Source organism: Thalassoglobus neptunius (assembly GCF_007859735.1).
In the GTDB taxonomy this organism is placed as follows: domain Bacteria; phylum Planctomycetota; class Planctomycetia; order Planctomycetales; family Planctomycetaceae; genus Thalassoglobus; species Thalassoglobus neptunius.
Map to the genome: position 1 here is coordinate 97,363 of NZ_SIHI01000003.1, position 22,831 is coordinate 120,193.

General features: G+C 52.6%; 12 protein-coding genes. 4 read left to right on the forward strand and 8 right to left on the reverse strand.

Annotated elements, in window-relative coordinates; all coding sequences use genetic code 11:
- Positions 1-24 precede the first annotated feature (24 nt).
- On the forward strand, positions 25-924 hold the full coding sequence (locus KOR42_RS12990) for a DUF58 domain-containing protein (protein WP_146510263.1): 900 nt from the start codon (positions 25-27) through the stop codon (positions 922-924).
- Between the two features lie 171 nt (positions 925-1,095).
- Here KOR42_RS12990 and KOR42_RS12995 read toward each other — a convergent pair whose 3' ends face one another.
- The 8 genes from KOR42_RS12995 to KOR42_RS13030 all read right to left on the reverse strand — a co-directional run bounded on the left by KOR42_RS12995 (position 1,096) and on the right by KOR42_RS13030 (position 14,207).
- Positions 1,096-3,132 carry a DUF4340 domain-containing protein gene (locus KOR42_RS12995; protein ID WP_197441136.1) on the reverse strand — a complete coding sequence of 679 codons (2,037 nt, stop codon included), beginning with the start codon at positions 3,130-3,132 and terminating at the stop codon, positions 1,096-1,098.
- Between the two features lie 53 nt (positions 3,133-3,185).
- Positions 3,186-5,879, reverse strand: a complete 2,694-nt coding sequence (locus tag KOR42_RS13000) for a Gldg family protein (RefSeq protein ID WP_146510265.1) — start codon at positions 5,877-5,879, stop codon at positions 3,186-3,188.
- A gap of 99 nt (positions 5,880-5,978) precedes the next feature.
- On the reverse strand, positions 5,979-6,710 hold the full coding sequence (locus KOR42_RS13005; RefSeq protein ID WP_197441137.1) for an ABC transporter ATP-binding protein: 732 nt from the start codon (positions 6,708-6,710) through the stop codon (positions 5,979-5,981).
- A gap of 217 nt (positions 6,711-6,927) precedes the next feature.
- The gene (ispD, locus tag KOR42_RS13010; protein ID WP_146510266.1) at positions 6,928-7,665 is read right to left on the reverse strand and encodes a 2-C-methyl-D-erythritol 4-phosphate cytidylyltransferase; all 738 of its coding nucleotides are present in this window, start codon (positions 7,663-7,665) and stop codon (positions 6,928-6,930) included.
- Positions 7,666-7,918: 253 nt separating this feature from the next.
- Positions 7,919-9,403: a chromosomal replication initiator protein DnaA gene (dnaA, locus tag KOR42_RS13015; RefSeq protein WP_146510267.1), complete on the reverse strand. Its 1,485-nt coding sequence runs from the start codon at positions 9,401-9,403 to the stop codon at positions 7,919-7,921.
- Positions 9,404-9,661: 258 nt separating this feature from the next.
- The gene (locus KOR42_RS13020) at positions 9,662-9,883 is read right to left on the reverse strand and encodes a hypothetical protein (RefSeq protein WP_146510268.1); all 222 of its coding nucleotides are present in this window, start codon (positions 9,881-9,883) and stop codon (positions 9,662-9,664) included.
- A gap of 327 nt (positions 9,884-10,210) precedes the next feature.
- Positions 10,211-10,891, reverse strand: coding sequence for an LON peptidase substrate-binding domain-containing protein (locus KOR42_RS13025; RefSeq protein WP_146510269.1), 681 nt, complete (start codon positions 10,889-10,891; stop codon positions 10,211-10,213).
- Positions 10,892-11,249: 358 nt separating this feature from the next.
- Positions 11,250-14,207 carry a WD40 repeat domain-containing protein gene (locus tag KOR42_RS13030; protein WP_146510270.1) on the reverse strand — a complete coding sequence of 986 codons (2,958 nt, stop codon included), beginning with the start codon at positions 14,205-14,207 and terminating at the stop codon, positions 11,250-11,252.
- Positions 14,208-14,450: 243 nt separating this feature from the next.
- On the opposite strand from KOR42_RS13030, the gene KOR42_RS13035 reads away from it, so the two are divergent.
- The 3 genes from KOR42_RS13035 to KOR42_RS13045 all read left to right on the forward strand — a co-directional run bounded on the left by KOR42_RS13035 (position 14,451) and on the right by KOR42_RS13045 (position 22,795).
- A complete protein-coding gene (locus tag KOR42_RS13035) occupies positions 14,451-15,029 on the forward strand; it encodes a sigma-70 family RNA polymerase sigma factor (RefSeq protein WP_261342054.1) in 579 nt (192 codons plus the stop codon).
- 11 nt (positions 15,030-15,040) lie between these two features.
- Complete coding sequence (locus KOR42_RS13040) at positions 15,041-18,328, forward strand: WD40 repeat domain-containing serine/threonine-protein kinase (protein WP_146510272.1); 3,288 nt, start codon at positions 15,041-15,043, stop codon at positions 18,326-18,328.
- A gap of 513 nt (positions 18,329-18,841) precedes the next feature.
- On the forward strand, positions 18,842-22,795 hold the full coding sequence (locus tag KOR42_RS13045; protein WP_197441138.1) for a DUF6797 domain-containing protein: 3,954 nt from the start codon (positions 18,842-18,844) through the stop codon (positions 22,793-22,795).
- Positions 22,796-22,831: the final 36 nt, after the last annotated feature.

Sequence of the window (22,831 nt, forward strand, 5' to 3'; positions counted from 1 at the left end):
CCGAAGAAGACTGATTGAATCCCTATGACATCGTCGGCTGAGCGTTACCTGAAACCGGAAGTGATCCGCAACGTCGCTCGCCTGGATCTTCGTGCCAAATTCATCGTCGAGGGATTCCTCTCGGGACTTCACGCATCCCCATTTCACGGTTTCAGTGTCGAATTCAGCGAGCACCGCAGATTTTCTGACGGAGACGATCCGAAGGACATCGACTGGCTCGTCTATGCCAAGACCGATCGCTATTACGTTAAGAAGTATCAGGCGGAAACCAACATCACCGGCTATCTGCTTATGGATCTGTCGGAGAGCATGGCCTACACCTATCGGCAGGAGTTGACCAAGTTCGAGTATTCCATCTGCCTGGCTGCTGCGCTTGCGTACATGATGGTCCATCAACAGGACCCAGTCGGTCTGATGACCTTTGATGAGACCATCCGAGCCAGTATTCCGGCGAAGAGCAAACGTTCCCAACTGGGGAACATTCTCGCAATGCTCTCACAGGCTCAGCCGACTGGACCGACGGAGATCGCCAAGAATCTTCACCGATACGCTGCGATGGTCCGCAACAAGAGTCTCGTGATGCTCTTCTCCGACCTGCTGACGGAACCGGAACCGGTGATCGACGCAATTCGAATGCTGCGATACGCCGGTCATGATGTCATCATCTTTCACGTTCTGGATGAAGCAGAAGTCCACTTTCCATTCTCCGGAATCGTTGACCTGCGTGAGCCGGAGTCAGGCGAGAAGATCATGGTCGACGCCGCCGGAATTCGCGAAGACTATTTGCAGGCAGTCAGCGATCTTCGCTCCCAATACAAGAAAGCCTGCCTTTCAGTCGGTGCCGACTTTGTGGAACTCGACACAAGCATGCGATTCGACAAAGCTCTCGTCGAATACCTTTCTCAACGGCAAGCCCGTTTCTAGACCACCTTCACGGTTTCGATGCACTCGCGGAAGCTGTTTGGCCGTTGCATTGGCCTCGCTCGTATGTGTCGATCGTATGTGCTGATCGATGAAAATAAAAAGAAACGCCCTGAACCAATTTTTGAAATGGCTCAGAGCGTATTGTTTCGTGATCGCGAGGTGATGCTTTGCTTATGAGTCTGAATCGGATTCCGAGTTTTCAGCTTCAGATTCGTTTGTTCCTTCTTCGGATGATGACTCTCCAGTCGACTCGGAACTCTCACTGGCACCGGACTCATCCGCAGTGGGTTCCGTTGATGCTGGCTCCTCAGAAGAATTCCCCTCATTGGAATTCTTTGGAGACTCTTCCGGAAGATCCGGCTGAGGCGGTCTCTCCGAATCGGCACTTTCGTCCTGAGCATCCTCAGCAGGAGGGCTGTCTTTCGCCTCAGCTTCTGACTCCGAGGCCGCTTCAGGCTTAGCAGTTTCCGCTTCAGGTTTTGAAGCCTCCGGTTCGGACTTCGTCTCTTCAGGGGTTGACTCTTGAGGCGTTTCCGGTTTCGTCATTTCCGGTTCAGCGGGCGTCGTCGTTTCGGGAGCAGTTTCCGCAGCGTTACTTTCTTCGACTTCTTTCGCTTCGACGAGATCGGTTCGATTCAATTTCATACGGTCGAAGACATCTGCCCCGATCACGTAGTACCAGTCCGCGCAGCGGTGATTCAAGTCGACGACTCGTTCTTCTCCCGCTTTCAGTTTCTCTTCGTAGTCTCGAAGTGCGATCTCATAGACTTCCTGATCTTCTTCGTATCTGGCGAGTGCTGCTTTATATTCCTTCTGAGCTTTGGATGCCTCATCATTGGACTCGTTGTCATCCTCACTCTGTTCGGCGTTTGCATCGCCTTCTGCATCTGACTCGGAATCGGCGGCGGCGTCCTCAGACTTCTCCGCATCAGCCTCTTGAGCGGGAGGTTCCGGTTTGACGGGAGGAGTTGGTTTTTCACCGAGCAACGCGGGATCGAATTGTGCAGTCACGAAGAGATAGCGGCTCTTCGTCAGATCATCTGACGTCTCTTCTGTCTCGCTGCCAGCTTCTTCGTCTTCTTCCTTCTCATCCGATGACTCTTCTGAAGACTCCTCTTCATCGGACGACTCTTTGCTGTCTTCCCCTTCGCCTGCTTTCTTACCGACTTCAATATCAACATCGGTGCCGGTGAACTCTTCTCCGAATCGCAGCACGTAGAGAACCCCATCGTTGGTCCCGACGAGCACTTCTCCCTCATTCGAAAGAATGCGTCCCTGACGTTGATCGATAAAGAAGCCTTTGTCCTGAAGGTCAAGCATATCGAAGGCTGTGATCGACACCCCTTCTTCGGCTTTCAGGTCAGCGCTGATTCCGTCCGGTTTCTTACGGACACCGACGATCGAAAGGTCATCGAGGGCCAGAAGCATCTCATTGATATTGGTTGCGTTCAGCTCTTCGGTTGCTCCGTCCAGACCTTCAAGCTGCCAGTCCGCCTCGGCTCCATCTCGATTAAGAATCAATCGATCACCTTGAACAACTACGCCACGAGCTTCATCCACCTGATAACGGTCGACAATCAACTCGTTCACGTTGTTGCGGTCGATGTCGAGGATGTCTTTCAAGATCCAGTCCGAGAACTTCGTCGAGATCTCGAACTCACCAAGGTTGGCGGTGTAAAACCGATCTTCGCCCGCAGCTCGAACGTAGTAGGTGTTTTCCTGTCCTTCAACCGGCATCCCGACAATGAAGTCAGCGACGACTTCTTCCCCTTTGGTCAACGTGATCCGGTCACCGAAGCCTTCACTCGATGAGTCTTCCTGTTCAAGTGGATCAAGCAAGCGATAGCGTTTGTGAGCTGCCTTGGTACGTTCCACGAGAGCTTGACGCTCCACGCCAATCATGGACGCAGCAGTCGTCGAAAGCTGATCTTCTCCATCAGCCGGATAGTCGTGATGGGACGGAATCCGCCACGTTCCGTCTTTGAACTGAACGCTGAACAGATCGGTTTGACCGGTCTCCTCGTTGAACGAGGCAACTCTCAATCCGGTCACAGCATTCGGATCTGTGAATTCCGGGAAGAATTCCATTCCAACATCTGAAAACCCTTCCAGGTCTGCGGGTTTGTAGATGCGATGGGTTGCGAAACCGACGCCCAGCGACAGGAGCGCCACTCCAGCAAAGACAAGTGTTTTAACTGACTGACTCATATGAATAACCCTCATGGGGGCAAATAAGAAAAGGAATGATTCTGGTGTTCGAGTTACCGCAGGCGATCTTCTGAGATTCCCTTACGCTCTGAGAAGAGGCGGGCCACAACAACGATGACTCCCAGAAGAATCGCTGGAATCGGCGGAATCAAGACTCCGAGCATCCAGAAGCGGCGTTCGATCTTGCGAATCTCCTGTTCGGTCTCAATCCGAACACGACGCACCCGCTCATTCTTTTCGCGTTCAATTTCTCTCTCTTTTTGAGCGAGTTTTCTATTCTCTGCTTCCTGAGCATTCCGCAGTCGCACTTGAATTGCCCCTGCATCGACATTGCCCTTCTGCATTTCTTCCCGCAAGTTTTCGAGAACTCCATCCAATCGCTCTTTGGCTTCCTCAACAGCGGTTTCTGCTTCGTCGTTGGCTTTTTCGACTTCCTCGCTGCGTCGCTGTTCGAAGGTTCGCTTCTCTTTTTCAAGCGTGGTCAGCGTGCGATGCACCGCGCGACGTTTTCGCAATTCAATAAATCGTTCATCCCCGGCCAGATAGTCGACGCAGTTCAAGACGAACAAAACGTTGTCGATCTTGAGGTCGTACATCTGACGCTGCCAGACGTCGAACACGACATCATTGATCATGTCGATATCCGCCACGAAAATTCCATACACGCCGCTTTTCTCTTCCATCTCCGCAGGAGACTTGGCCCCTTCCGGACGAACCATGGCTGCCAGGACGTACGACTCGTCATCGGCACGATAAAAATCAGGCTGGCGAAGCTGTCGTCCCCCGAAGATTCCAGGAGCCGTGATCTGATCCCACAGACTGACGCCGGTACTCGACTTCCGGGAACGCAGCAGTTCGATGAATTCCAGTTGGGTGTTCGGATCTCGTTCGACGAATCCGGGATAGAACACGATCATCTCCTGAAGACCTGAAGAAATCGGGTTATCAGGAATCTGTTGCGATTCCGAATTCTCTTCGGTGTCTGCGAGAAAAATGAGTTCCTTCGGGAAGACGTTCGCATATCGCGGATGCGGGTTCGTCAAATCGAACAAGCTCTCAGTCACGTCCCAACGCAGCCCCATCGCATCGAGAAGACTGGTCGCCAATCCGTTGTCCGCTTTCGGCTCACTTTGTTGTTGCTGCATCCCGAACATTCCTCCTCCGGGACTTGGTTTGGCTTCCAGCGGAGCCCCTTGAAGACCGGGAGGGAAAAATCGTGGAATGGGATCGTCGAATACCAGAATCGGGTTTCCGGCCTTCACGTAAGTGACCAGATTGTCCATTTGAGGTTGAGTCAGCGACGACGGCAGGACCGCAATCAGGACATCAACTTCGGCTTCAATTGGGCTGTCCGGAGAAACTTCGATCACGTCGTATTGCTTCTTGAGTTCACTGACGATCTGCCATTCCGGTTGACTTTGAAACGACTGCTGATCGAAGCCTCCAAGAACGTTCGCATCCGTTGCGAGAATTCCCACACGTCGGCGTTTTTCTGTGGTGACGGTTCCAAGAGAACGTGTCAGTTCGTATTCAATTGGCGTTCCGCGATCGAAGAACGGGATGAGGACCGTGTCGAATCCACTCGACATCACAACGCCAAGATAAACGTCTTCGACAGAAAAACGTCCGTTGTCCTGACTTTGAATCTGTCTCGGCTCGATGCCAAGGCTCGCCGCTTCTTCAGCCGCTTCGCTATAAGGCTCGACGTCAACAAAGCGAACTTGAATGTTCTTTCCGCCTCGTTTGTCGTATTCACGCAACTTGTCAATAAGCTCTTTGCGAACCGGAACGTATTCCTGAGGAACTTCCGGAGAGATAAACGCTTGAATCGTCACCGGACGCTCGTCGTCCAGATCTTTCAAAATGTCGAGTGATGTCGGTGAAAGCGTGTGAAGATGTTCGGATGTCGTATCAACATCCATTCCAGCCACGGCAAGTGAATAAGTCAAACTCATCAACGCGACAGCGAGACAGACCGTTCGAATCACGTATTGAGCGCCCATCTCCTTTGCATTTTTTCCGCCTGCCCAATGGCGTCGGGCGATGACAACTGAGTTGAGATACAGAAAGAATGCCGTCAGCCCCACGAAGTAAAAGATGCCGCTGTACGTCACTTTCCCCGAAGTGAATCCTTGCAGGTGACCACTTACTCCGAGCGGCTCGGTGATTCCGAGCGTGTCGTGCAGAAATGTCGAGATTCCGGGAATCCGATCGATGAAGATCGGGATCGCACAGATCGCGGTGCCAAGAACGAAGGCGATTGTGGCACTACTCGTCAAAACAGAGGCAAACATCCCCGCAGCCAGCAACGCGCCCCCGGCCAGCCAGTAACCCAGATACGTTGTAAAGATCAGTCCCCAATCGGGGTTACCCAGAATCGACAACACGAACGCATGCGTCAGCGAGAAGAGCAACGCCACCGTGTAGACAGTCAGGACGGCGAGATACTTCCCAAGCAGAATTTCAAAGTCTGAGGCAGGGAGAGTGAACAGTAACTCGTCGGTTCCCAGCTTCTTTTCGTCGGCCCATGCGGTCATTGTGATCGCGGGGATGATGAACAGCAACAACAGCGGAAATCTCGCGCTGAGCTGATCGAGGTTGGCAAGATTGTCAGCAAAAAAGTCTTCGTTGAACGCGAGAAACGCTCCCGCGACGACGAACACCACGATAAACAAATATCCGAGCATTCCGGAGAAGTAACTCGTTACATTTCGCTTGAACACTGCGAGGATCACGTTGCTGCGCATCTCGACTCTACAATCTAAGGTTTCAAACAAGGTTCGACGGGCTGCACCAGACAATAGCGCCACTCAACCCACTTGCTGTTGTGTCACAGGACCAGCGACTCAAACTCCGCCGGTCAATTCTCGGAAGTGCTGTTCCATATTTCCGGACTCGCCCTTCATCTCATCGACGGTCCCATCGAGCACAATTCTTCCACGATTGATCAGAATCACACGATCACAAACGGCCTCAACCTCAGAAAGAATATGCGTCGAGAGGAGGATCGTTTTCGATTGTCCCAGTTCACGAATCAGATCACGAACCTGAAAAGTCTGGTTCGGATCAAGACCACTGGTCGGCTCATCAAGAATGAGAACTTCCGGATCATGCAGCAATGCGTGAGCCATTCCCACTCGCTGACGATACCCACGAGACAACTTCCCGATCTGCTTTCCCCAAACATCGCCGAGCGAACACTTCGTGGCGACGTAATCCATCCGGCTCTTGAGTGTGGACGCTTTTAATCCGCGAGCCTGACCGAGGTATTTCAGCAGCCCTTTCGGTGTCATCTCATTGTACAGCGGCCCATTTTCGGGAAGGTAGCCGATCAATTCGCTGGCCGCGATTCGATCTTCGGCGACCGCGAACCCTCCAATGCGGGCTTCTCCCTCACTCGGGGTCAGAAACCCGGTCAGGAGCTTCATCGTGGTGGATTTTCCTGCTCCGTTGGGCCCGAGGAACGCCGCGATTTCCCCCTTCGGAACAGAGAACGTCACATTCTCTGTCGCAATAAAAGGACCGTAGTATTTGCTCAGCCCCTTAGCATCAATCATCGGGTCGTTACATTCGACCATATCTTTCTCCTGTCTCCAGCCTCAGCGATTGGGACACCATAACGTGTTGCCGCAAACAGCGGTATGCCCCCAGAGGAATTGACAATTTTTCGAAATTGCCCACAGCTGGAAGTGTTTGCGAACCTCCGCACTGAGAAGCGGATATTAATTGAGATTCGATCACAATTCGTCAAGTGACAGAATCTCGATGAGAGAAAATTCCTGGAGGTTCACCCACTTACGATCCGGGAGCCCGATCGATAAATGGGGGAGGCTGCGAAGACGCGGAGAGGGCGGAATCGTGCTTCAAGATCGCTTCTGCGAGGAAGAGGTCTTCACGTGTTGTGATTTTGAGATTCAATGGATCTCCTTCAACGACGTGAACCGTACGCCCATTTCGTTCGACCAGTTGCGCTTCATCCGTCGCGAGATTGTCCCCTCGCTTCTGGTAGGCATCGAGAAGGACCGAACTCCGAAACGTTTGTGGAGTCTGAGCCGCCCACAGATTTGAACGATCGACGGTTTCCACAATGCTACTTTCCGCAACACGTTTCACAGTGCTGGAAATTCGAACGCCGGGAATTGCAGCGTCCTCTTCCATCGCTTTCTGAAATACCCGGTCGATCACTTCAGAATTGATCAGAGGACGGGCTGCGTCATGCACTGCGACGAAATCGGTCTCGTCGGAAACTGTCTTGAGTGCGTTCTCGACCGAGTTCATTCGCTCGGCCCCGCCAACAACAACCGAAACCTGAAGCGTTTTCAGTTGAGCTTCGAATGTTTCGCGGAACCAGTCGAAGTCGGATTCAGAAACGACGACCACAATTTGTTGAACGTCATTCCTTGCGCGAAACGGTTCAACAGCCCTCACCCACACCGGTCGCCCATTGAGATAGATAAACGGCTTCTTTCGCCCTGCTCCACCGAATCGAGTGCTTTTCCCAGCAGCTGGAAGAATGACGGCGAACGTTGACATGTTACTCACTCGCAATGACACGTATTCAAATGAATCGTTTTCAACTGTTCGCAGCCCCCATCACTCGACGCTCGCACACCACTCATCGCACGCTTTATCGCACACTGTCAAATCGACTCACCGAAACGCAAAGGCTCATTCAAAACAGCTGGAGATATTCTCAATGTTATTGTCGACTCGTCGGGGCTCATCCCTGAGGAGGAATGCTGCGGTTGCCTGTGCAAATCACTCGAGATCAGAACCGACGGATACTCTATCCCGCCTGGATTCGATCTTTCAACGTATCAACGAGATCCTGCAATTGCCAAGTCTCCGAGGCAACGCGAATGACACCACTCTCTTGTAACTGATGATCGATTTTCTTCTCGGCAGACATCACGGTGCTGTGATTTCGTCCTCCGAAATACTGGCCAATCTCACTGTACGGAGTCTGCGTCAATTTGCGTGCGAGGTACATCGCGAGCATCCGAGGCTGCGCAACGGACTGCTTTCGAGTTTTCGATTTCAGCATTCCTTCACCCACACCGAACAGACCACACACCGCGTCTTCAACATCCGCCAGACGAACGATCCGCAGACAGTCACGCTCCAGTTGACTGAGCAACTTCTTCGCGATAGTCACCGTGACCTTCTTCTTCGTCATCTGACTCCAGGTGGAAAGGATATTCACAGCCCCTTCCAACTCCCGACAACTTCCCGTCAGACGATTCGCAACGGCACCAACAACGGACTCGGAGATTTCGCAGCCTTGTCGTTTCGCATGTCGACGCACGACTTCCTGGCGTGTTTCGAGTTGTGGACGATCGAGCCGACAGACCAACCCGGAGACAAGGCGACTCGACAATTCGTCGGGTGTTTTCGTCAGAAGCTGTGGATGCCGATTCGCGGTGACAACGACCTGCTTGCCTGCAAGTTCAAACTCTTTAATGGTGTGCAGAAACTCTTCCTGAGTCGCCTTCTTCCCATCCAGAAAATCGACATCATCGATCAACAACACATCGACTGACCGAAACTTCTGACGAAAGCTGGGAAGCGTTTTCGCACTGTAAGCTTGCGTGAAATAGTTGATGAACTGCTCTGCTGTCAGATTGAGAACCTGAAGATGCGGAGCTTCTCTGCGCAGTCGCAAGTAGATCGACTCGAGCAGGTGCGTCTTTCCATTTCCGACACTCGCGTACAGATACAATGGAGACACGGACCCGGGTTCTGCGACCACTTGATGGACGGCAGCCACAGCGAGTTCATTGCAAGGTCCCACAACAAAGTCAGTCAACGAACGAGAGCGTTTTCCGATTCGACGCTTCTTCGTTGAGTTCGACTCAGAAGTGGCTCGATAGGTGCTGTACTGATTCTTCGATCCACTCGCTGCCGATGGCTGGGCGTGGTGCGTGACCTGCACAGGCGCATCCGACGATGCTTGTTCCTGCTTTGTTGATTCCTCGGCCTGTGGCGTTTTCACAGGAACGACAGGTGGAATGTCGAAACCGACTTCGTATCGAACGGAAGCGGACGGCCCCATGACCTCAGCAGCAGCGGTACCCAGATGTGCTCCGAATTTCTTCTGGATCCACTTCACAAGATACGGACTGGCAACATAGACGACCAACTCTGCTCCCTGAACCTGCAGTCTCGTCGATGTTCCAAACCAATTCTCATAGCGCTTAGCCCCAATCTGGTCCTGGAGATGTTTCTGGATTGATTCAACTTCTTGATGAACCGACATGCGTTCGGGCGGCATCGTGCAACCCTTCCATGCGCGTACCTTCTACGTCAACCGGAGGTAATAACGTGCGTTTCGAGGGATCAAAACTGCACTCCGTTGCGATTTCGCGGTGCAAGCGCGGAGAATCACGAAAGCAGAAGATTCGCGTCACAAAATGGATGAAGAGCCCGCCGTAATGGCGGCGCTCGTGGATGGATTCACTTACTCAACACACGCGATACTACTGATCGAAATCCCGACGTCAATTGTAAAAGGAAGGTGAAGTTCCACGAATTATTTTCGAAAGTGGATGGCCTGATTGAATCCGCGAAATAGTTCAAACTCATCATCAAACCCGATGCGGGTCGTGTTGAAAAAGTGTGCGAAACGCATCTTCCGCAGCTGCTGTCTCGTCGAATTCAACCACTTCCGTGATCGTCGTTGCAAACGCAAACGACCATCGTGCAAGTGATTGCGTTCATGCTCAAGGGCTTCTTCAAATTCGTTCCAGTTCATCGATGGTACTCCTCTCAAAGTAGAAGTACCCGAAGACCTCGCACAGACAGAACGATGAATCACAAGTTCTCCACATTCACTGAACAGCCGTCGAAAAGACTCAATCTTTCACAGAAAGAAGTACGCACAAACACGAAGATCCTGACAGCTCAACAAGATGGTTTGAGCAATTCCGGGAAAGCGCTCACCCTCACCGGAACCAACGGATGACGGAATGTGGCTGTTGACAAAACACTCAATCCGGCCACGCGATCTCACCGCGCATCCTGAAGTCAATCGACTCGGACAAGTCAGCGAAGCAACAATTGAAGGTCGCGTGAGAGTCGATTAGTTCCAGCTGAAGTCTGGCTCGTAGAGTTCGCCAGTTTCTTTGCGCTGCTCGTGCAGAATTTCCGCGAGCTTTGTCGCCCGCGTCAGTACGCATCGTTCAGCAAGCAGTTCCAGTTTCGTCTGCAGATCCAATTGAAGATGAAAGCTGAGAAGATCTGTCAGCAGCCGCAGAGTGAGGTTCTTGCCGAGTTTCGGCAGGTCTGGCTCTTCACCCGTCCGACTCTTCAAAAGTCCGGTGAATTCCTGAACGAGAAAATGGAACAACCGATTCGTGCTTTGCGATTTATTCGGTTCCCACTCGGGAAGAATTTCGACTTCCGCCTCTCGATACAGATGCGAGAGCGGGTACTCCCGTTGAATCCGTGCACGTGCCAATCCAGCGAGAACGATTCCATGGGTTCCGTTTTCGTTCCTCTTGTGTGCGATCACTTTCCCGATGCAAACGTCACGTGCGATCGGCGGAGATCCAATCCCTCTTTCGTCGGCGGCTGAGTTTGTCAGAGTCGCCATCGTGATCAGGGAATCCGATTGCTGTGCTGCTTCAATGAGTTCACAGTATTGAGGCTCGAAGAGATGCAGCGGCTCGATGTTCCCGGGAAACAAAACATGGTCCGGGAGTGGGAAGAGTCTGACCGATCCCTCAAAGTCATCAGGAATTTCAATGTTCTCGCTTTTCAAATGTTCTCACCTTTCGTCTGGCACGACCTCCGCAATACACAGGAAGACTCCGAAGAATCCTTTTCGAACGACGCTTCAAAGTTGAAACTCAATCCTTGATGTCAGGCTTGATCGCCTGTCAGCCTGATCGTTCGTTGACTCAGGCAAACTGTCGAATCTTCCAAACAGTGGAAGCGGACATCTTCCGCCACGTCGCCGGACCATCCGATTCAATGCAGAGATCAGGTCACAGATCAGTCCGTACCGGTTTCGTAATGAATTCCGCAGCTGTCATTGTACACCTGAAGTAGAGATGACCAGCGGTGACATTTTCGAATCGGACGAATTTCACGCGAACAACGTCAACGTTCGGGGCTGATTATTCAGGAGCCTGTGACGAGAGAATGAGTTCGCACGCCTGTTCGATTTCTTCCGTCGTCACGCCTCGCAAACCACCTGCGGAGTCAACAATTTTTTCGGAAAGAACGATCGACCACGCTCGAAGAACCTCATCAGACGGAATTTCGTTCTGAACCTCTTCCCAGGAGATACTGCGAACACCGGAGTTCGTCAGGAAGACCAGTCGTTTGTCATCTTTCGAAAAGAACGGCTGCAGGAACCTCGCTTCCCACGAGACGGAATCTTTCGTCAATCGCCGTGAAATCGGTTGCCCCGTATTCAGGTCCCAAAGCCGAATCCCCTCCCCGGCAGCGACGAGAACTTGACCTTTTGAATCAGAAGTCGTCGCGCGGGCATCTGTCTGAACATGTGTGATCGGAGGGCAGACTTCCACACCTTCTCTTGGAAGAAACATTCGCGTTTGCGTCTGCCCCGGTGTGAAACCTCCATTCGTATAGCTCAACGCAAGAAATGTTTGACCATCAGCAGTCCAATCTCCTTCCCCCATATCATCAGGGACAAAACCGACAGGGAAAGCACTCTCATCGGGTTCCAAGACATCGACATCGAGAATGCACTCACCGGTTTGCATGTCCCAGATTTCTTGCCCCCCAATAACAGCAAGTTCTCCATCGGGAGAAAGTCTCACTTGTCCGGACTTGAACAAGCTGGACTTGATGGGTTCAGAAACGAGGCTTCCATTTTCAAGATCAAATGATTGAAGCCTCAGAGTTCCAGCGTCGTCCCCCTCGCTCTTGTCCGTCTCCGTCTTGAGAAGAACTGCCCCCGAATGAACGGCCCCGTCAACGAGTGTCACGTCTCCGGGGAACTCTCTCACGGAAGCGATTTTCCGGCCATTCGACGGATCAAATCGATAGAGTTGGGTGCGAACGTATTGATCGTCCACAACATTTCTCGTCGTCACGACCAACTCAGCTCCATTGTCCAGAAAATTCACACCAGTCAGAACCGAGTCACTGGGCTGGTCGAAAGCAATCAGTTCCGTCGTTGGGAGTCTGGTGGCAACGTCATGGACTTGTAAGACGCTCACATCACGAAATCGATTTTCGGGTACTGGATCAAAGTACCGTCCGATCGCACAAATGTTCTCTCCCTTGGCATCAAGGATGACACTCTTCCAGGAGATTTCTATTCCGTTCTGGTTGTGCTGGGCGGGTTTGAATTCAGTTCCGACTTTCGAAGCGGTTGGGATGTCCCATGTGGACACTCTTCGGTCTTCTTCCAGTAATACGACGACGTCACGTTGACGATTCACAGTCGCTGCGACGATTTCTCTGGGTTGATCGTCCGGAAAGTTTTCGACAATTGAGTTCCTGTTCTCGAGATCCCAAAGCCAGAATCCGTGTTGATCCATGGTCAGAACGAAACGAGAGTCGCTTGAAAACGGCTGCGCGAAGGAAATCCCTTGAAATCGCCAAGGGGGCGACTCAGGGGAACCATCCACTGCAGAAAAGATTTGATGAGGCGTATCCATCCAGGAATCGAAGAGTCGTACCCTGGCGCCGCGACTGATAAATCGATCTTCTCTCGGGGAGAACCTCACACTCCAACTCTTTGGAATCGCGAACGGTCGCGATCCATCATAGTCCTCCGGCATCAAGCGGACTCGTTTGACATGGGTCGCAGGTCGCGATGGAAAATCTTCGGTGTAATACCGTCCTCCGTGACTGAGTGACAAATTTGCCCCGTCCCATTCCCTGACAACTTCTCCTTGTTCAACATCGTACGCCAGCATTCGGTCTTCACCGACAACAAACAAGTGCTGGCCATTCTCATGAAATTGAAGCCAAACGTTCGGTTGATACGGCGGAGGAACAGACAACTCTTTCGTCAGTTCCCCTGTCAGCGCATTCCAGATTCGCACAGTGGAATTGTCTGTGGTGGCGATCAATGCTCCGTCGGGCTGATAGAGAATTTGTCCCGTCGCGTAGAACTCAAGTGTATGATCCAACTTAGAGTGAATCTCTGTCGCTGTGAGGAGGTCGAATTGTTGCGGCCGCATGGTTGCCGGCCAGTCTCCGCTTCCGTTTTGAGCGGCGTTTGAATCGTCGAGTCGAACTCCATGTGGAACCAGAATTCGCAACCCATCCGGGCTTCGTACAGAATAATCTCCGACGTCTGTCGGATCGTGATGACCAAGTACGGGTGAAAGTGGCTTCAACGTCTCGCTGTCGAAAACTTGAGTCCGAAACTTTGAATGCGAGTCGACGGTCACTTGTGATTCGATAACGATGATTTTCGAATCATCTGCGGAGAAATTGACCTCCAAAAGCCCATTCACCCCGTAGCGTTGATCCTGAAGATTCACGATTCCGGTTGCGGGTTCTCCAGTCGGAAGGCTCCAGATTCTTCCAAGTGGAACCCCGTGTTGATGTTTGGAGACCGTCATCAGTCGATCGGATTTCCGTGAGAACACAAAGCTCTCCACATCGAACCGATGTTCGAGAACACAGACCTCACGAACTGTCGGAAGTTCGTAAACGGTGACCGTTTTCTCGTTGGCGACTGCGAGAAATTTTCCATCGGGCGAAAACTTCGCAGACTCACCTTTCGACCAAAAACCGGCCAGACGCGGTAGCTCCCGAATCAGTAACCCCATCCTCAACTGATGAGCAGCTTTTTTCTCGGGATCGTCGCCTTCTGACACATAAGCTGCCCAGAACCAGGGGAGCCCGCGATGCGGGTCCGTTTCGAAGTAAGTTGCCCCCCGCTCCACGAAGAACTGACTCAAGGAGACCATTCCCCCCGGCCTCGGAGACAGGGAACTGCCCGATTCGGATGGTATCTCATCACCTCGCAACCCGCTGCCATGACAGAACAGCACAGCGGTCAATGCGAGAAGACAGAAAACAGCGAATTGCCCTGTCTGTCGAGAGAAGACGTTTTGAACGGCGCTATGGGTCACGCGGACAATCACAAGACTCTCCTTAAATTTGCATGTGATGTTCGTTGAGAAGTTTCGGTTCGTCGATCGGCGAATCGGAATGGAACAGACGTCCAGTGAAATAAATCGTCTTTAATTTTTTTCACAAGAACAATGTCAATTGTGTGTTTTATGTATCAAAGAGGCTCTCAATTTGACTTTCCTGAGTCGCTGTTTCTACAATCATGAGGCTTGGGTCAAACTCCATAGACGCCCACATGAGGAGTTTTGAACACTGTGGTAGAAGATCGTCGAATAGCGCTTCATGAAGAATGGATGCGAAAGATTGCCAGCAGAATGCTCGAGCAGTTTCCAACGGTGAAACGATGGGAAGAAACCGACGACGTTCTTCAAGAGGCCTCTTTCCGACTTCACAAAGCTCTGGCATCGACAGAAGTGATCACTGAGCTTCATTACCATCGATTGGCCGCGCTGCAAATTCGCCGGGTCCTGCTCGACCTTTCCAAGCGTTATCGCGCGAATGGAAATTCACTTGCTCATCACGAAACCCTGCATGGGGACGAAATCTCCGAGGTCCCCGATACTCCACCCGCGACTGCCTCTTCGTTGACGCTGGACGACTGGACCGCGTTTCACGAAACGGTTCAGGAATTGCCGGGCCCGGAGAAGGAAATGTTTGACCTCCTCTGGTATTCCGATCTCACTCAGGAAAAAGCCTCCGAACTTCTTGGGATCACCGTTCGGACCATTCAGAGACGCTGGCGCGATGCCCGCGTTCGACTTTACAACCAGTTGACGGAACTTGGTCGACAACCGATCCCCCTGAATCGTCAATCAAATTCGATTCAGCCATAAGGTCCCGAACGATGAGCAATTCGGAGACCCCTCTCTACCCTCCTGAATCTTACGAGCTGATTCACCATCTTCTGGAAAAGTGGGAAGAACTCCGCGACGCGGGAACCTTTGCCACCGCTGAAGACCTGTGCGCCGACTGGGCAGAACCGGTTCCTCCGGAAACAGTCGCCGATTTAGAAAAGTACATCGAAGCACTCACCAACGTCGACTACTTCATTTCTCCGTCAGCTCCGGTTGAAAAGAAACAGATGATTTCGTCGATCGGTCCCTATCGGGTGCTCGGACATCTGGGGAGAGGTGGAACCTCGGATGTGTATCTCTGTGATCAACTTCTTCCTAAACGAAAAGTTGCACTGAAGATTTTGATGTTTTCGCACTGCAACGAGAGCATTCAGCGACGATTTCGATTGGAGATCGACCTTCTCGCAACGTTGATCCATCGCGGGATTGCGAGAATTTATGAAGCTGGCCTCGCTGACATCGGTCACGGTCCTCAGCCCTATTACACGATGGAATACATCAAGGGCGAACGACTTGAGAAACTGCTGACCCAACCCAGAATCGATCAGATCTCGTTGAGCGACCGCCTGGAACTTTTCGATCAAATCGCTGAAGCAATTCAATTCGCCCACGCAAATGGTGTTATCCATCGTGATCTGAAACCGTCCAACATACTCGTCGGAGCGAATGGCAAGGTCAAGGTCATCGACTTCGGGCTGGCACGGCTCATCGATTCCGAAGCCCATTCGCTCGCAGCGACGGCAACGTCGTCTCGCTTTGTCGGGACCCCACTTTACATGAGCCCGGAGCAGTTCTCCGAGAAGTACAATCTGATCGATGTTCGCACCGACATCTATAGCCTCGGTGTAGTGCTCTATCAGATGTTGTCCGGACAACTTCCATATGACGTCAGCGACAAACCCTTGATCGAGATTGCGAATACCGTTCTCTCGTCGCCTCCAGTCCCTCTCAGGACAGTCGCTCCTTCGGTTTCAGTGACGCTGGAAACGATCGTCATGAAGATGATCGAGAAGGACCCCGCCGATCGCTATCGCTCCATTTCCGATGTCATCTGCGATCTCAGGAACTATCGCGAAGGACGTCCGATTCTCGCGCGTCGACAGACCGCACTCGGGTCATTATTGCGATGGGCCCGACATCATCCGCGCGAAGCGACATTCACCGGAGTGACGGCGACTCTTGTCATCGTCAGCCTGATCCTGGCGACCATCTCGAACGTCATCGCTCGACAACGATCCGAATCGTTAGAAGTTGCGTTCACAAGTCTGAACTACGAGTTCGAGCGAGCCGAACGGCAATCACGTATTGCTTCGCAACATGCTCGTGCATTCGAAGACGCAAACCGCAGCCTCAACGACTCCAATGATCGGCTGGAACGGGCGATCGCGAACGCCACAATGATGAGAGCGTCTCGCAACACGGACAACAATCCGCAACTCTCTCAAACTCTTCTGAATGATCCTGAATCGGTCGCTCCCGAAATGAGAGGATTTGCCTGGAAGATCCTGAAGAAGAAAGCGGATTGGCTGATCACCGAGCGACGTTGCAGACGAGGTCCGATCTTTGATGCGTGCTTCTCAGGCGACGGGAAATGCATTGCATTGGCAACGTTCGGGGCCATCGAGATGCGTCGGGCGGACGACCTCGAACTGTTGTGGAGCATCAACGATCGCGTCTCTTCCAGCACATTGATTGTCACTGATTTCACCGGTCGCCGGGTTGTCTATGAGAAAGAAGAAAATGGCGTCGTGGGCTATGACTCCTCCACAAAGACGAAAACCCCACTCGTCGGGCTGAAGCCCCTCAATGCCACAGCGATGGTCTGCAACCGGGAGAATCAGGTTGCGATCGGATATGACGACGGAACGATCGAGATCTGGAGCGAAGACTTTTCCAGTGTCTCCGAGCGGATGTTCGTGAGAAGTTCCCCGATCATCGGAATCACTTTCGATCGTGACAGCACGGTCATCGGGACAGTCAGCGCCAGCGGATTCGTCGACCGGCTGAATCCGAACGACGGGACCGCTGAGGAATACATGCAACTCGGCTTCTCCGGTCTGCAACGTGCCAGCTTTGACAACTCAGGACGCTATTTAATCGCGGGGCGGAAGTTTCGCTATCTTGTGGCGTGGGACCTCGCGAAGAAAGAACAACTCTACCACACCACAAACCCCGGACCTCATCTCGCCCCATCGGTGATCTCCAGTCCGAAGGTCCAGTTCGGAGTGACGTCTCGCGTTCGCGCGGAACTCATTGATGTCGACGTAGACAGCGTGCTTCTGCACCTGAAAGACTCCAACATCCGCGCCATGACAACACCCTATCAGGCAGACCGAATCGCAATCGCTGATGATGACGGAAACGTCCGAATCTATCGGACAACCCCGCCAGAGGTGCCGCGTATCGTTTCCAACCCTCAGAAACGGCTCGGGACGATTCGGTTCTCCGCCTTTGATCAAGCGTTTATCGCTGGTGGTTCCAACGGGTCCGTCTCGACGTTCGACTTCAACTCCGAAACGTCGACACCGTTCCTGCCGGATGGGGGGAGCATCGTCACCGATCTCGAGCACATCCCCGAACACTCAATCATCATTCGAACACTCGCAGAAGGACAGTGCGAGCGCTGGAGTTTGACTGACGGAAACGCAGAACTGAAATGGATCGTTTCAGAAGAACGCATCGTTGACAGCGTCGTCTGTCGAAAGAGATCGATCGTCTATGGACTGACGAAAAAGGGAAACCTCATCATCATCGACATGACCGATGGAAAGATTCTCAAGAAACTCCCTGCTCACACATCGCTTGGATCAACAATGGCCATTTCGCCAGAAGCCAAACGATTCGTCACCGGAGATGAAAGTGGGACAATCCACTGCTGGAATCCTGACACGTTGAAACGAATCGGCTCCGTCGAAAGCGGTGATTCGAAACTCCATGAAATCCGTTACGCACCGGACGGTTCCAGCTTCGCCGTGAGTTCTTCGGATGGTCTCGTGAGGATCTTTCATACTCGAACACTTGAGGAACTGGCCACTCTCACGGTCCATGCTTCCGCTGTCCGGTCTCTCGATTACTCACCCGACGGTCTCACTCTCGCCACGGGAGGAATGGATGATCACGTCATCTTATGGGACACAGCGACCTGGCAGCCGCAGGTCTCGCTTGTCGCCAACGTCGCAGGAGTCCGGTCGATTCGGTTTGCTCCAGATGGAAACCGCCTGACAGCAATCGGAACGCTTTCCCACATCGCTGTCTGGGACGTCGATTCTACTCAGTGATGGAACTCCTTTCGGATGGGACTTTCCGCAATCTTTCGAAATGTTCAAGTTTTTATGTCGGGAAGTGACCGTCTTCCTCGCAAGGAGTTTCAGGGAGTACCGTGCGAGTCTTCGAGTTGGTCATCGTGCCTGCTCGAAGACTTTTCCGTTTCGCCCCAATCAACTTCATCTCCTCAACGAACTTCATCTCCGCAATCGCCTGCACTCATCGCTCTGCTTCTCTTCAAAGAGTCAGCATTCTTCTCATGCGGGCCGCCAACTTTCTTCCTTCCCTTCGCATCAACATTCCAATCAAATTCTGCTACGCTGATGCGTCGTCACTGAAGGAATTTCGAAAACGGCTCCGCCGTTTCGCACGAGCAAGCTCAGCCTTCTAGCTGATGAAACAGTGCAAGCGAGTGCACAGGAAAGAGTAACTTGCTCTAGAATTCAGGCAATTGAGTTCTGAGCCACTTGTTCGCGACACGAGAACAAGAACAATCACGAGACATCTTTGGCCCTTGGAGAATGTACGTGCCTGCGAATACTGTTCGATTCCTCCTTTTCGCCTTCATCATCCTTGTTGTCGCACGGTCCACTCAGGCATCCCCTTTGTCCGAGTCGCTTCTAAACACAAGTGCTGAAGAACTTGCGACTGAGGCGAAAGAATTCGGCAATCCCCAGCGAGGGGCCATTCTCTTTCATCAGGTTCATATCGGCTGCATCAAATGTCATGCGGTCGATGGTTCCGCGAATGGACTTGGACCGAACTTGACCGAACTCTTAAAAAGCGAGGGGACTTCAGATTCAGAAATCGTTTCGTCGGTCCTGAAGCCATCAGAAAAGATTCGCAAGGGATTCGAAACCTACACCGTTCAGACCACTTCGGGAAAAGTGATCACGGGCCTGTTGCTCGAAAAGTCTGACGAAGCAATCACGTTGCGGGATCCCGGTCAGGCGGGTTTGAAACTGACCATTCCAGTCAGCGAGATTGAAGAAGGTCGCTTCCAAACGGTCTCGATTATGCCGACCGGGATCGTCGATCAACTCGGCAGTCGGCAGCAGTTTCGCGACTTAATCCGCTATCTGCTGGAAATCCGCGATGGCGGTCTCGCGCGGGCACGCGAACTTCAACCTGCTCCGGGACTGATTACTCTCACCGTGCCAGAGTACGAGAATCACATCGACCATGCGCAGCTTATCCAGAGTCTCGACGACGACGCCTTCAACCGTGGAGAGCAAATCTATCTGCGGCTCTGCATCAACTGCCACGGCAACCTTGACCATCCGGGGTCTCTTCCGACAGCACTTCGATTCGCAGAAGGCAAGTTCAAGAACGGGTCCGATCCGTACTCGATGTACCGCACTCTGACCTACGGAGCTGGACTCATGGTCCCGCAGACCTGGATGGTTCCGCGACAGAAGTACGATGTCATTCATTATCTTCGGGAAGTTTATCTCAAGGAAAGAAATCCTTCTCAGTACACAAAGATCGACAACTCCTACTTGGCCACACTTCCGTCGGGCGACACCCTTGGCCCGGAACCGGTCGAATACTCTCCCTGGTCGAACATGGATTACGGCCCGGCGATGGTGAACACCTTCGAGATTGGAAACGATGGTGAAAACTTCGCACAGAAAGGCGTGGCGATCCGCCTTGATTCCGGACCGGGAGGTGTCGCCAAAGGCAACCGCTGGGCAATCTTTGATCACGATACAATGCGCATCGCTGCGGTTTGGGACCGAGACCCGGAGTCGAAAGACCCCGGATTCATCAACTGGCACGGAATCCACTTCGACGGTCGACACGGAACACATCCGCGAATTGTTGGAAGACTTCAGATTGAAAATCCAACCGGCCCCGGTTGGGCAAACCCGACAACAGGAGAGTTCGACGACGATCAACGCGTCACAGGTCGCGACGGTCGGCAATACGGTCCACTCCCCCGAGACTGGGCCGATTTCAATGGGCTGCACGTCATCGGCGATCAGACAGTGATCGATTATTCGATCGATCAGACTCGCATCCTCGAAGTCCTGCAATCGACGGGCATGGCGTCACCTGAGAATCATTCCTCCGATCTCTTCAGTCGTCAGCTTCACATCGCCCCACACTCTCGAGCGTTGACGAATCTCATTGCGACTCACGAGTCGGATTCCGTTCAAAGTGTTTCCTTGAACCCAACGACGGTGGCACTCATTCCTGACGCCGTCGCACAATCGTCATTGTCCGCCAGTCAGTTTGATGGACAATCGGCATATCTTCTGGATCAACCGGAACGCTTCGACACCTACAACAAAGACTTCTCGATCGCCGCGAAGATCCGAACCACAAGCGACGGGACGATTTTCTCGCGGGCTCCGGAGTCTGGTCCATGGGTTCCGAACGGGACATCGTTCTTCATCCGAAACGGACGTCTGACCTATGACATTGGCTGGGTCGGAGCTGTAAACTCCAGAACGCGGATCGTCGACGGAAAATGGCACACCGTCGCAATGACATGGCAACATGAAACGGGCGAGGTCCACTTCTTCGTCGACGGCCATCCCAGCGGGTCCGGTGTGCTCAAGCCGAAAGAGTCCGCCGAGCAACTCGCGGCCAAAATCGGATTCACCTCAAAGAATTTCCCGTCAACCAGCTCTTTCCAGGGTGAAATCCAACAGCTTGATTTCCATTCCAAAGCACTCGCGACACCGAATCTCGTCGCGCTGACTTCCGGGGACGCACAATCGAAGAACAACCTCGTCGCATCATTTCCATTTGCTGATTCCAAACTCGATGACGAAGGCCAACTCCTCGGAATCAATGAAGCGACACGCATCACGAAACATTCCGGAAACTCTGACAATCAGCCGAAAGCCATTCTGGCTGGAATTCTGGGAGACGTGGAAGGTTGTCGTCTGCATTCAGTCGGCAACCGAATACTGCTTACTCTGTCTGCTCGGGAGCAATCACGCAATCTGCTGATCTGGACAATGACTCTCGATTCCGACGAAACCCCGGAAGAAATGCGAGCGGTTTCCGAGCAACTCGCCGATTTGATCGCCGTCGAATCAATTCCGGACCTGCTTTCACAACCGCGACCGCAGCGATGGTCAGAAATCGTTGAAACCGTCGCGACCACTTCACCGCCGAGCGAAGGTTTTCAGATCGACACCATCGCTGTCCCGAAATCGAATCCGTGGTTCTGCCGGATTCGCCTCTCGGGACACGACTTCTTTTCAGATGGGGATACCGCCGCTGTCAGCAGTTGGGATGGAGATGTCTGGCGCGTCAGCGGGTTGTCTTCGATTGGCAATGGAGATCCCAACACGCAAGGTAAATTGAGTTGGCAGCGGATCGCTTCCGGACTCTTTCAACCGCTCGGAGTGAAGATCGTCGATGACGTCGTCTATGTGACCTGCCGAGATCAAATTGTCATTCTGCGAGACGAAAACGGCGACGGAGAGACCGACTTCTACGAATGCTTCAATCAAGACCATCAGGTCACTGAGCATTTTCATGAATTCGCAATGGGGCTCCAGCGCGACGAACAGGGTAACTTTTACTATGCAAAGTCTGCCCGCCATGCACTCAAAGCGGTCGTCCCCCATCACGGCACGCTGTTGAAAGTTTCCCCCGACGGAGAGAAGACCGAAATCATCGCGAATGGATTCCGGGCTGCGAATGGTGTCTGTTTGAACCCCGATGGATCGTTCATCGTCACCGACCAGGAAGGCCACTGGAACCCCAAGAACCGAATCAACTGGGTCACGCCCGGAGGATTCTACGGAAACATGTTCGGCTACCACGACGTCACGGACGATTCCGACGATGCCATGATTCCTCCCTTGTGCTGGATCACAAACTCGTTTGACCGATCACCGGCCGAACTCCTTTGGGTGGACTCTCCCGAATGGAAGAACCTGAACGGGACGCTTTTGAATCTCTCATACGGTTATGGAAAAATCTATGTTGTTCCCCATGAGCAGATCGGAGATCAGCGACAAGGCGGAATGTGCGAACTCCCGATTCCGCAGTTTCCGACGGGGGTTTGCCGGGGCCGATTTCATTCCGATGGATCACTGTATCTGACTGGGTTGTTCGCATGGGCGAGCCAGCAGCAAAGCGAAGAGGGCGGGTTTTATCGAGTTCGCAAAGTCGCTGGGCAATCGATGCTTCCCATCGGACTCAATGCCAAAGAAGGGCGAATGATCATCACGTGGACAGACCCAATTCACCCAGACACTTGCAAGGATGTTGAACGGTTTGAGGTGACAACCTGGGACCTCAAACGAACTGCCCGCTACGGATCGGATCACTACAACGTGAAAAGTCTTCCTGTCGAATCCGTTCAACTCTCGGAGGATCAGCGTCGACTTGAACTCAAAATCCCCGAGCTTGCACCGACATGGGGCATGGAGATTCGATGTCGTCTTCTTCTTGAAGATGGATCGGAAGTTCAACGAGTCATTCACAACACAATTCATGTGCTGGGAAAAGACTGAAAGAATTCACCGTGTGTGAAGAGAACAATTGACGCT